An 11,137-nucleotide genomic window follows, 5' to 3' on the forward strand; every position below is an offset into this window, starting at 1 on the left:
GCGTCCTGCTGCGCCGGGACGGCGGCGCCGGCGGTGTCGTTGCCCTCGGCGATGCTGTCAGCAGCGGCGAGGCGCGCCGCGTAGCCTTCCAGCAACTGCGCCAGCCGCGCATCCAGCCGCGCGCGCGCGGCGCCCGCCTGGGCGGCCGCGCGCCGCGCCAAGGCCTCGATGAAATGAAAGCCGACCGGATCGAGCCGGTCCGCGCCGCGTTCGCGCCAGGCCTGCAGCGTTGCCGCCGCCATGCCGCTCGAGGCGTCCGTGGCGCCGATGGCGCTCATGGCGCTCATGGCGTCGGGCGCGGCCTGCCGCGAGGGGTCGAAGCCGCCGTCACTGGCCACGCGCTGCCTCGGCGCCGTTGGACGGCTTGGGAATCGGCGTGATCTCGACCCGCCGGTTCCTGGCGCGGCCTTCCTCGTCGGCGTTCGAGGCCACCGGCTGCTCGGCGCCGAAGGCGGCGGCGAACACCAGCGACGACGGCACGCCTTCGTCGATCAGGGCGCGGGTCACCGTCAGCGCGCGCTGCGCCGACAGGTCCCAGTTGTCGGCAAAGCGCCGGTTGCCCTCGCGCACTTGCTGGTCGTCGGTGAAGCCGCTGACCATCAGGATCTCGTCATTGGCCTTCAGGTAGGCCGACAGCGGTTCGATCAGGCTTTTCAGCACCTCGCGGCCTTCCGGCTGCAACTGGTCGGAATTGAGCGCGAACAGCACGCTGCCGCTGATACCGATGCGGCCGTTGATGAGTGTCACGCGGCCGGCCGCCAACGGCGCGGCCAGGGCCTGCTCAAGCGTCTGGCGGCGCCGGGTTTCCTCCTGGTGCTGCTTGACCTCGCGTTCGAGCTGGGTCGACAGCTCCAGTTGCACGGCCACCACGCTCACCAGGATCAGCACGAAGGCGCCCAGCAGCACCGACATCAGGTCGCCAAAGACGGCCCAGGTCGGCACCGCGGGTTCCACGCCGCCGTCGATGTCCTCGCCCGCGCTCATGCCGCCTGCGCTCCGGCGGTGGCGGCGCGCTGGCTGGCCAGCTCGCGCAGGTTCTCGACGATCTGCTTTTGCGACATGGTGCTCAGGTCGACCACTTCACGCGCCTGTGCCACGTAGTAGGCCAGTTGTTCATCGCCACGGGCGATGGACTTGTCCAGCGCCGCCTCGATGCGTTCCAGGTGCGCCACCAGCTTGTCGTTGGACTCGCCGAACAGGCGCACCGCGGCGCCGAAGGCTTCGCCCAGGCTGGCCACTTCGGCCGCGCCGCTGGTCACTTGCGCGGCCACGTCGTCCAGGCGGGCGGTCTCGGATTCGACCTGCTCGGTGAATTGCGCGCCGACCCGGTCCAGCAGATCGGTCGACGACGACACCAGCGCGTCCACCGCGCTGCGCTGTTCGCTGGAGGCGTGGTTGACGGCATCGAGCAGCGTCGCCAGCGTGTCCAGCAGGCGGTTGCGTTCTTCCAGCATGGCGTTGTCGTAGGCCAGGCTGTCCGACAGTTTCTGGCGCAGTTCGCCGATGACTTCGGCGGCCGCGCGCGGCGCTTCGGAGGCGGCCTGCACCAGTTGGCCGATCTCGGCGATGGTGCCGCTGGCGTGGGCCTCGGTCTGGGTGGCGATGTCCTGCGCGGTCTGGGCCAGGGTGGCGCAGATTTCCTGCTGCAGGGCGGCGCTGCGGGCGCCGGCCTGTTCCCATTCCTGGCGCAGCGCTTCGGCCATGCGGCCCAGCTCGCCGGTCCAGGCGGCCAGGCGTTCCTGGTCGCGCGCGGCCAGCTCGGCCTGCAGGCCGGCCTGCGACTGGCCCAGGGTCTGCAGCAGCGATGCCGAATGCTGCTCGAAGGCGGACGCTGCCGTGGTCAGGGCCTGCTGGTTGTCGCTGGCCAGTTTCTCGTTGGCCAGTTCCTGGCGCACCTGTGCGTCGGTCCAGGCCTGCGTCACGCCGCCAGCCGCCGTTTCGAGGCGGGCCGACAGGTTTTCCAGCAGCGCGGCCTGCGCCTGGGTCTGGGAGGTCAGGTCCTGCGCGGTGCGTGCCAGCAACTGTTCCAGTTCCTGGTGGCGGGCGGCGGTCTGTTCGCCGGCCTGGCGCCATTCGCGGCCCAGGTCGGCGGCCATGGCGCCGAGCGAGGCGTGCCAGGCGGCCAGGCGCGCTTCGTCGCGCGAGGCCAGGGCGGCCTGCAGGTCGGCATGCGACTGGTCCAGCGTGCGCAGCAGCGATGCGGAATGTTGTTCGAAGGCGGCGGCGGCGGTGGCCAGGGCCTGTTGCGTGTCGCCGGCCAGCTTCTCGCTGGTCAGTTCCTGGCGCACCTGCGCCTCGGTCCAGGCTTGGGTCACGCCGGTGGCGGCCGATTCGATGCGGGCGGCGACGGTGTCCAGCAGCGTGGCCTGCGCGTCGGCGCGGGAGGCCAGGTCCTGCGCGGTCCGCGCCAGCGTCTGGCTGACTTCCTGCTGGCGGGCGGCGGCTTGAGCGCCGGCCTGCTCCCATTCCTGGCCGAGTTTGTCGGTGATGGCGCCGAGCGTGCCGGCCCAGGCGGCCAGGCGCTGTTCGTCGCGTGCCGCCAGGGCGGCCTGCAGGTCGGCGTGCGACTGGTCCAGCGTGCCCAGCAGCGTCGAGGCGTGTTGTTCGAAGGTGGCGGCGGCGGCGGCCAGGGCCTCGCGGTTGTCGCCCGCCAGTTTGTCGCTGACCTGCGACTGGCGCTCCAGCGCCTCGTGCCATTGCGCCGAGACGTTGCCGGCAGCGCTTTCCAGGCGGGCCGAGACGTTCTCCAGCAGGCCGGCCTGGGTCTGCGCGCGCTCGGTCAACTCCTGTGCGCTGCGCGCCAGGGCCTGGTTGATTTCGAGCTGGCGTTCGGCGGCCTGCGCGCCGGCCTGTTGCCATTCCTGGCGCAGGGTGGCGGACAGGGCGCCCAGGGTTTCGGTCCAGGCCGCCAGGCGTTGCTGGTCGCGCGAGGCCAGTTCGGATTGCAGGGCGGTGTGCGACTGGTTCAGCGTGCGCAGCAGCGACGCCGAATGCTGCTCGAAGCTGGCGGCGGCGGCCGTCAGCGCCTGCAGGTTGTCGCCGGCCAGCTTCTCGCTGGCGCGTTCCTGGCGGTTCAGCGCCACGTTCCAGGCTTCGGACATGCTGCCCGAGGACGCTTCCAGGCGTTCGGACACGCTGTCCAGCAGGGCGGCCGAGCGTTGCTCGAAAGTCTGGGCGAAGCGGTCCAGCGAATCGCGCAGATCCTGCGCCAGGCTTTCGCTGGCGCGCTGCTGGCCGGCCAGCGCCTGGTTCCAGATGCCGGCCACATTGTCGGTGGCGGCCTGCAGGCCGGCGGTCACGCCTTCCAACTGGCGCTGCACCGCCTGGGCCACGCTCTCGTGCAGCGAGGCGGTCTCGCGCGACAGGCCGGCCATGGTGGCCTCGACGGCGGGCTGCAAGGCGGCGCCGGCCGAACGCGCGCTTTCGGCCACGCTGTCCTTCATGGATTGTTCCATCACGGCGGCCAGGCGCGCGTAGGCGGCCTCGGCCTTGCCCTGGAATGCGTCCTGGCTGGCGAGCTGACGCTCGTTCAGCGTGTGGTTCTGCTGTTCGAGGTTGCGCATCATGGTATCCAGGCGGTCGACCAGCGCCGGCATGGTCTCGGCCTGGCGTTGCAGCACTTCGGCCTGGCGTTGCAGCAGTTTGAAGCTTTCGTCGCGCTGGTGCGCCTGGCTGTACGGGCGCAGCGTGGTGGCGGCCTTGGCGTCCAGCAGTTGCGCGGCCTGGATGCGGTCGCGCCGGCACAGGGCGGCCAGCAGACCCAGCATGGCCGAGGTGGCGACGCCGGCGATCGAGGTGCCGAAGGCGAAGCCCAGGCCCTGGACAGGCGCGGCCAGCGAGGCGCGGATGGCGGCCAGGTCGGTGGCGCTCTCCAGGGCGGTGCCGGTGCCGCGCAGCGTCACCACCATGCCCAGGAATGTGCCCAGCATGCCCAGCAGCACCAGCAGGCCGACCAGATACGGCGCCAATGCCGGGCCGGGCAGGCCCACCCGTTCGCCTTCGATGCGCAGCCGCACCGGGTTGCGCAGCGCGGCCGGCAACTGGTCGAGCCAGCCGCCCAGGCTGGCGGGCGTTTCCGCCAGCTTGCCGAGCGCGTGCCTCAGGGACGCGGTGGCCTGCTGGTAGCGCAGCAGTTCGAGCGCGCCGGCCAGGTAGCAGGCGCAGATCAGCAGCGTGACGGCCAGCGCCAGCGGATTGACGCCCGCGTAGCCCGCGCCGATCCAGCCGGCCACGGCCAGGCCGCCGAGGAAAACAACAATATTGATCAGGTATTTGGACATAGTGTCCCGGTTAGCTGGCGCGAAGAGCGGCAAGCAGCCCTTCGACCGGTTGTAAACGAATATCCAGTTCGGCCAGCAGCACGCTGCGCATATCCTTGCGGAACGTCTCCAGCCACGCTCCCGGCGTGGGCGCGGGTACAGCGGGTTGCGGCGCCGCGCCGCTACCGGTCGCGGACTGCGCCGGCGCGGCGGCGCCCGTCGGGGCGTCGTCCTGCGCCTCGCCCTCGGTCGCCTCCTGCGCGTCGGCCTCGGCTTGCGCCTGGGCCGCCGCTTCCAGCGCTGCCTGTTCGGCCTGCCGCAGGCGCTCGAAATGCCCTTGCAGCAGCTTCGGAATCGCGCCCAACAGGGTCCGCTCGCGCGGCAGCAGGGCGCGGTCCATGATGGCGTCCACCACCGCAAGCCGCGTCATTTCCGGCGTCTTGGCCGCGACCATGCCGCGCAGGCGGCTGCGCAGATTGCCGATGCTGGTCTCCATCGTGTGCTGCAACGACAGATAGCGCTGACGAAAATTCGAGTAGTCGGCATCGTCGGACTGCAGCGCCGCCACCTTGGCGGCCACCTGGCCCGGCATCATCCGTTTGGCGGCCGTGGCCGCGGTGTCGCTGGCGATGGCATCGGCCAGCGTGGTGCGGACGCGCTCGCACTCGCGCTCCTCGGCGCTGCTGAACGGGCGCGCGCCGGGCGCGATCGCCGGCGGGCGGTTGTTCAGGGCCGCGGACAGGGCAATCGCGTCGGTCCAGCCGAGCCATTGGCTCAGATGGTCTGACAACGGTTGCCGGGATTGCGGCACGTCGACATCCGTCAGGCGAGTCAGCAAGCGAATGAGCGTCGGGCCGCTTAAACCTGTGCGCTGTGGGGCTTGCAACATACCACCAGAGTCAAAAAGGGGGGAGTTTACACGCTGGCGGGGGCCGACTGGGGAGCAAAAGGACCGCCGCGCCAGCGCCTGCAACAATTTGTCAGGGCGGCGCGGCGGCGCGAGTCTGAAAAAGCGGACCGGATCAGGATGCCGGGCGCGGCCGGCGCACCGCGCGCAGCCGCCCGCTATTGCCGCCGCCGCAATAGAACACGCCGTCGCCATCCGATTCCAGGCCGGAAATGCCCACGCCGGACGGCATGTGCAGGCGCTCGAGCACCTTGCCGCTGGCCGGATCGACCCGCCGTAATTCGCTGGCGTCGTCTTCCCAGGTGGCGTGCCACAGGCCGCCGTCGACCCAACTGACGCCGGTCACGTAGCGGTCGGATTCGAGCGTGCGCACGATGGCGCCGGTGGCCGGGTCGACCTGGTGGATCTTGCGGTCCGGGTAGCGGCCGATCCACAGCATGCCCTCGGCCCAGGCCATGCCGGAATTGCCTTCGCCCGCGGGCGCCGGCACGGTGGCCAGCACCTGGCCCGAGGCCGGGTCGATCTTCTGGATGACGTCGCCGGCGAGCTGGTAGAGGTGCTTGCCATCGAAGGCGGTGCCGGCGCGCGCGGCCACGTCGATGCTGCGCACCACCGCGCCGCTGGCCGGGTCCAGGGCGTGCAGCTTTTCGCCAACGGCGATCCAGACGTGGCTGCCGTCGTAAGACACGCCGTGCACGTCGCTGACGCCGGGGAAGGGACCGTACTCACGGAGGATTTCTGCGGGTTTGGCTTTCATGTCGATGTCCTGTTCAGAGGGAAGACGGTTCCATCCTAGGCATTCGGCAGCGGCAGCGGGAGTAACAAAGTCGTCGCGAAACCCGGCAGCGGCGGCGTGATCCAGCGCCGCGCGCGGCCCTGGCCAAACGACTGCGCCCGGCCGGCGGCGGCCAGCGCGTCCAATGCCCGCTGCACCTGGCGCTGGCTGGCGCCCGTGGCCAGGGCCAGGGCCGAACTGGACCATGCCTGGCCATCGGCCAGCAGCGCCAGCACGCCGGCATGGCGTTCCCGCAGCGGTGGCGCCAGCACGGCCACCGCGCGGTCGGGCGGCGGCAGCAGCGCGTAGCCGTGCCGGGTTGCGCGGATGGCCGCCAACGGCGCCAGCGCCGCCCGCAGCCGGCCGATCTCAACCCGCAAGCGGGCGCGATGGGTTTCGTCGGGATGGCGGGCGCGGAAGGCCTGCGCGATCAGCGCCTCGCGCGGCGCATCGCCGGGCCAGGCCTGGCCCAGCGCCTGCGCCAGGGTGAACAGCACCGGCCGGCTGGCCAGGGCCACGCCATCGCCGCCGCCGTGGACCGCATAGCGGCAGGCATCCACCACCAGCAGGTCAGAGGCCAGCAGCGCTTCGACTTCCGCCAGGCACAGCATGCGGGTGGCGCCGGCCTGGGTGGCTTGCGCGGCCGGCGCCCGCAGTTGTTCCCGGGCTCGCCGCACTTCGGCTTGCAGCGCGGGAATGCCGGCGGCGTCGGCGGCTTGCGCGGCGCGCGCCAACGCGGCGCTGGCGGCGCCGGCCTGCAGCCGACGCAGGGCAATGCCTGCCAGCGTCAGCTCGTGCACCGCGCGCAGCGGCGGCGCCAGGGCGGCGGGGTCCAGTCCGGCCAGCAACTGTTCCGCTTGTTCCAGCCGCCCCATGAGAACCAGGCGGCGGCCCGCCAGATAGGCCGCATACGCGGCGTTGCGGGCGTCGCCCTGGCGCGCCAGCGTGGCGCGCGCCGCCGCCAGCGAGGCCGCGGGCCAGCCCAGGTCGCGCGACGCCAGCGCGATCTCGGCCTCGGCCACCACGCAGCGGGCCCGCGCCAGCGGCGCCCTGGCGCCGAAGGCGCGCGCGGCGCGCCGCACCAGCACCCTGGCGCGCTCGAAGTCACCCAACTGCGCCAGCGCAATGCCGCGCAGCGCCAGGGCCGGGGCATCGTCGCGCAAGGCCACCCGGCCCAGCGCGCCCAAGGGATCGCCGCTGGCCAGCGCCCGCGCCGCTGCCATGATCAGCCCGTCCATGACGATCCCGCCATCGTTGCCTGTTGCCATTGCCGCCGCCGTTCCTGGATGCCGCCAATCTACCACCGCGATGCCCGGCCGGGGGGGCGTGCGCGATGATGGGGAGCGCGTGGCGCCGATCATCGCGTCCGGGCCGGTAGAATCCGAACCGCCATTTCCAGGAAGCCTTCAAGATGAGCGCGCACTTTTCCGCCGATGAAATCCAGTCGCTTCGACAGCACGGCATTGCCCTGTTCGCCGAGCGTGTCCTGATCGCGGTCGAGCCGCCCCTGGACGAGGCGCGCATCGACGAGATCGAAGCGGCCTGCGCCGGCCCGTTGCCCGATGCGCTGCGCGACCTGTGGCGCCTGACGGCCGGCGGCGAACTGGCCTATGACCTGCATGCGCGCATGGACGGCAACGAAGAAGCGCTCAGTTGGTCCGAGCTGTTCCATGACGGCAGCGACCACTACCGCGACCTGGCCGGCTGGATCGAGCATGAACAGGAATGCGCCCAAGAGGCCGCCGCGGAACGCGGCGAGGCCTGGGACGGCAAGCTGCGCTATCTGCCGATCGGCGGCTTCGAATACTGCGACCGCATCTATGTGTGCGTCGAACCCGGCCCGCAGGCCGGCAGCATCGTGGCCTGGAAGCAGGGGCTGCCGGGCTGGACGCACGCGTTGCAGCAGGACGCCATCGCGACGGTCGCGGCGGACCTGCGCGGCGCCTTTGCCGCGCTCTACCTGGAGCAGGATCCCGAGGACCCCGACAGCACCGGCATACGGGTGCTGGAATACCTGGACGAGCGCGTGGCCGATCATGGCATGCCACAGGCCCTGGCGGACAAGCTGGCGGCGTTCTACCGGGGCGCGCTGGTGGACTGGCGTGCGCCGTTGGCGGCTGGCACGCTGGGGCAGGCGCCGCGGCTGGCCAGGCTGGCCTTGCGGCATGCGTTGGCGCACGACGACGGCGCGCTGGTGGCGCAATTGGCGGCGCAGGGCGTGGGCTTTGACCAGCCGTTGCGCGGCAGCGCGCTGGCGCTGGACGTGGCGCTGGCGCAGCATGCCCATGCGGCGGCGCGGGCGCTGTTGCGGGCCGGTACGCCGGTCAGCGCCGATGCGATCCATCGATTCGATCGCGAGCCGCCCGCCGACCTGGTGGCGCAGTTGCTGGCGCGCGGGGCGCGGGCCGATGGCCTGGGCGTGGCGCGCTGCGTGGCCTGCGGGTCGCCCGAGGCCGCGCGCGTGATCGCCGCCGCCGCGGGCGACGGGATCGCGGCCGCGTATGCCGAGGCGCGCGACGCGATGGCGGCGCGCTACGAGGAAGACCTGCGCCGCGTGCGGGCGGGCAAGCTGGGCCATTACCTGGGCGCGGACGGCCTGGCCGAACGGGTCGCCAACTTGCGCGCGTTTGTGCTTTGAGGCGGCCGCGGGCTAGCGCGAGCCATCTCGCCAGGCGGCCTCGGAAGACCCCAAGGCGCTTGCCGGAAAATCCCACGATTGCGGCGTGTCCGCGATCCGCAGCGGGGACTTGATGCGGCGGACCGGGCCCCACGCGGTTTCCTCGACCTGTTCGGACCAGTCGGCTTCGCTTTCCGGCGCCAATGCCGGCCCGCCTTCCAGCAAGCCGCCATGCGCGACCAGCACCTGCGCGCTGCGGGCCAGCGACGCGCGCGTGGTGCTGCCCGCGCCGGTGGCCAGCCGTTCGGTCAGGCCGCGGATCGCCGCCGCCGCCATCAGATAGCCGGTGCCGTGGTCCAGCGCCTGGCATGGCAACGGCACCGGGCGGTCGCCACCTTTGGCGCGCATGCCGGCCTCGGCGATGCCGGTGCTCATCTGCACCAGACTGTCGAAGCCGCGGCGTCCCCGCCATTCACCGCTCCAGCCATAGGCGTCGAGTGATACGTCGACCAGCGTCGGGTTGAGCTGGCGGCGGCGCTCGGCGTCCAGGCCCAGGCGGGCAAGGGCGTCGGCGCGATAGCCGTGGATCAGCACGTCGGCCTGGGACAGCAGGCGTTGCAGCGTGGCCAGCCCCTCGACGGACTTGAGGTCCAGGCGCGCGCAACGCTTGCCCAACACGACCTCGGGCACGGTGCCGGGCTCTTCCCAACCGGGCGGGTCGATGCGCAATACGTCGGCGCCAAAGCCCGCCAGGAAGCGCGTGGCCACGGGGCCGGCCAGGATGCGGGTCAGGTCCAGCACGCGCAGGCCCTGCAACGGACGCTGGCGAGAAATGCGCCAGCCGGGGCGTTCGCCGCCGGCGCCGGCGGCGCGGTGCAGCAGGGGCTCGGCGGCAACGCTTTGGCCTTGCGGGTGCTGGCGCCAGGCGTCCAGAGCGCGCATGGCGGCGGCGCAACCGTTGCGTTCGACCACCGCCGCTTCCAGTTCGTCGGCGCGCCAGCGCGCCACGGCGCGGGCGACGGCCTCGCGGTCGGCGGCCACGCCCAGGACCGCCAGGGCGGCGTCGCGATGATGGGGCGCGTTGGTGTGCAGCCGGATCCAGCCGTCCGCGGCGCGATAGTCGCCGGCGACGGCGTCCCACAGCGGCGGCATGCTCCAGCCGATGGGGCGCAGGGAGGTGCCGAACCAGAAAGAGGCCAGTCGTTGGTCGACCTCGACGGCCGGCACGGCGTGCGCGCCGGACGTGCCTGCGCCAGCCGCAACGAATTCCGCCATGGCCAGGCCGGCGGCGCCGATCGCGGCGGTGGCGAACTCCGTGACGGCGAAGGCCGAGGGCAAGGCGCCCTGGCCGGTGATGGCGACCTGGCTCAGCAGGGCGGGATCGCCGCCAGCCGCGAGCCAGAACTGGCGCAGGTAGTCGGTGGTGGCGGGCGAGGGCGGCAGGGGGCGATCGATGACGGACATATTGCTTCCGGGTCGTTGAGGGACGACGCCAGGATTATTCTTGCCGTATTAATTGTCAATATTGATTAATATAATCAACTCATTACCCTTCGCTCCCCGTCTCGCAACCCATGCCCGATTACCTGACCTCCGCCGCCGCGGCCACCCGCCTGGGGGTGTCGCGCCAGACCCTGTACGCCTACGTCAGCCGGGGATTGCTGCACGCCGAGGCCGGCGCCACGCCGCGCGAAAGCCGCTACCTGGCCGAGGACGTCGAACGGCTGGCGGCGCAGCGCACCCGTGGCCGCAAGCCCAAAGAGGTGGCCAAGGCGACGCTGAACTGGGGCCTGCCGGTGCTGGAGTCGGCCATCACCCTGATCGAGGATGGCCAGTTGTTCTATCGCGGCGCAAACGCCGTGGCGCTGGCGCAATCGTCCTCGGTGGAGGCGGTGGCCGCGCATCTGTGGCAATGCGACCAGGCGACGGCGTTCGGCGCGGCCGTGCCGCAATTGCCCGAGGCTCTGGCGGCGTTGTTCGCGCGCCATCGCGGCCAGCGCGCCGAGGCCGCGTTGTTGCCGCTGTTTACGGCGTCCAGCGATGACGATGCGACCGCGATGTGGCAGCGCTCGCCCGAGCGCCAGGCGCAGGGCTGCGGCGCCCTGGTGCGCACGCTGGCGGCCTGCCTGCTGCAGACCGCGCCGGACGACGCGCCGATCCACGCGCAGTGCGCCCGCGCCTGGGGCCTGGACGCGGCGGGCGCGGATCTCATCCGCATGGCGCTGGTGCTGTGCGCCGATCACGAACTGAACGCCTCCAGTTTCACCGCGCGCTGTATCACGTCCACGGGCGCCAGCCTGCGCGCCGGCATTGTCGGCGGGCTGGCGGCCCTGACGGGCGGCCGCCATGGCGGCACCACAGCGCGCGTCGAGGCCTGTCTCTATACACATCTCCGAGCCCACGAGACTAGTTCGGTAATCTCGTATGCCGTCTTCTGCTTGAAAAAAAAAAAAAAAACATTCTCAACACAACACTTGTTTCCTATAGAAATTCTACGATCCTAGGCGACATCTTCACATTTTACACCCACTATTTCCCTCTTTTCTTGGTCTTCATCCTTTCACCAATTTCTCCAGATA

General features: G+C 71.4%; 8 protein-coding genes and 1 pseudogene. 2 read left to right on the forward strand and 7 right to left on the reverse strand.

Annotated features, from left to right (window positions below):
* The 6 genes from AC6LKG_RS25705 to AC6LKG_RS25730 all read right to left on the reverse strand — a co-directional run.
* Nucleotides 1-338: DUF2894 domain-containing protein (locus tag AC6LKG_RS25705; RefSeq protein WP_498169670.1), on the reverse strand; the 338-nt coding region annotated here is incomplete at its 3' end.
* Nucleotides 328-984 carry an OmpA family protein gene (locus AC6LKG_RS25710; protein WP_498169673.1) on the reverse strand — a complete coding sequence of 219 codons (657 nt, stop codon included), beginning with the start codon at nucleotides 982-984 and terminating at the stop codon, nucleotides 328-330. The genes AC6LKG_RS25710 and AC6LKG_RS25705, both read right to left, overlap by 11 nt.
* Entirely contained in the window at nucleotides 981-4,280 is a 3,300-nt protein-coding gene (locus tag AC6LKG_RS25715; RefSeq protein ID WP_498169675.1) for a DUF802 domain-containing protein, read from the reverse strand. The genes AC6LKG_RS25710 and AC6LKG_RS25715 overlap by 4 nt, the downstream gene beginning before the upstream one ends.
* Nucleotides 4,281-4,290: 10 nt before the next feature.
* Nucleotides 4,291-5,148 (reverse strand): DUF3348 domain-containing protein, encoded by an 858-nt coding sequence (locus tag AC6LKG_RS25720; protein ID WP_498169677.1) that lies wholly within the window; start codon nucleotides 5,146-5,148, stop codon nucleotides 4,291-4,293.
* Between the two features lie 133 nt (nucleotides 5,149-5,281).
* Complete coding sequence (locus AC6LKG_RS25725; RefSeq protein WP_498169679.1) at nucleotides 5,282-5,923, reverse strand: Vgb family protein; 642 nt, start codon at nucleotides 5,921-5,923, stop codon at nucleotides 5,282-5,284.
* Between the two features lie 35 nt (nucleotides 5,924-5,958).
* Complete coding sequence (locus AC6LKG_RS25730; protein WP_498169684.1) at nucleotides 5,959-7,179, reverse strand: helix-turn-helix domain-containing protein; 1,221 nt, start codon at nucleotides 7,177-7,179, stop codon at nucleotides 5,959-5,961.
* 173 nt (nucleotides 7,180-7,352) lie between these two features.
* Between AC6LKG_RS25730 and AC6LKG_RS25735 the strand changes: the two genes are divergently transcribed.
* Complete coding sequence (locus tag AC6LKG_RS25735) at nucleotides 7,353-8,579, forward strand: SMI1/KNR4 family protein (protein WP_498169680.1); 1,227 nt, start codon at nucleotides 7,353-7,355, stop codon at nucleotides 8,577-8,579.
* A 12-nt stretch (nucleotides 8,580-8,591) separates the two neighbouring features.
* On the opposite strand, the gene AC6LKG_RS25740 is transcribed toward AC6LKG_RS25735, so the two are convergent.
* Nucleotides 8,592-10,022 carry a CoA transferase gene (locus AC6LKG_RS25740; protein ID WP_498169682.1) on the reverse strand — a complete coding sequence of 477 codons (1,431 nt, stop codon included), beginning with the start codon at nucleotides 10,020-10,022 and terminating at the stop codon, nucleotides 8,592-8,594.
* Between the two features lie 110 nt (nucleotides 10,023-10,132).
* Here AC6LKG_RS25740 and AC6LKG_RS25745 point away from each other — a divergent pair.
* Nucleotides 10,133-10,933: pseudogene (locus AC6LKG_RS25745) on the forward strand (citrate/2-methylcitrate synthase); the annotation flags it as partial.
* Nucleotides 10,934-11,137: the final 204 nt, after the last annotated feature.

This window comes from Achromobacter sp. 46006 (assembly GCF_059761975.1).

Bases quoted from the DNA above. Each gene is read 5' to 3' on its own strand.
- AC6LKG_RS25730 (WP_498169684.1), bottom strand. From the start codon at position 7,179: ATGGACGGGCTGATCATGGCAGCGGCGCGGGCGCTGGCCAGCGGCGAT.
- AC6LKG_RS25710 (WP_498169673.1), bottom strand. From the start codon at position 984: ATGAGCGCGGGCGAGGACATCGACGGCGGCGTGGAACCCGCGGTGCCG.
- AC6LKG_RS25715 (WP_498169675.1), bottom strand. From the start codon at position 4,280: ATGTCCAAATACCTGATCAATATTGTTGTTTTCCTCGGCGGCCTGGCC.
- AC6LKG_RS25725 (WP_498169679.1), bottom strand. From the start codon at position 5,923: ATGAAAGCCAAACCCGCAGAAATCCTCCGTGAGTACGGTCCCTTCCCC.
- AC6LKG_RS25740 (WP_498169682.1), bottom strand. From the start codon at position 10,022: ATGTCCGTCATCGATCGCCCCCTGCCGCCCTCGCCCGCCACCACCGAC.
- AC6LKG_RS25720 (WP_498169677.1), bottom strand. From the start codon at position 5,148: ATGTTGCAAGCCCCACAGCGCACAGGTTTAAGCGGCCCGACGCTCATT.
- AC6LKG_RS25735 (WP_498169680.1), top strand. From the start codon at position 7,353: ATGAGCGCGCACTTTTCCGCCGATGAAATCCAGTCGCTTCGACAGCAC.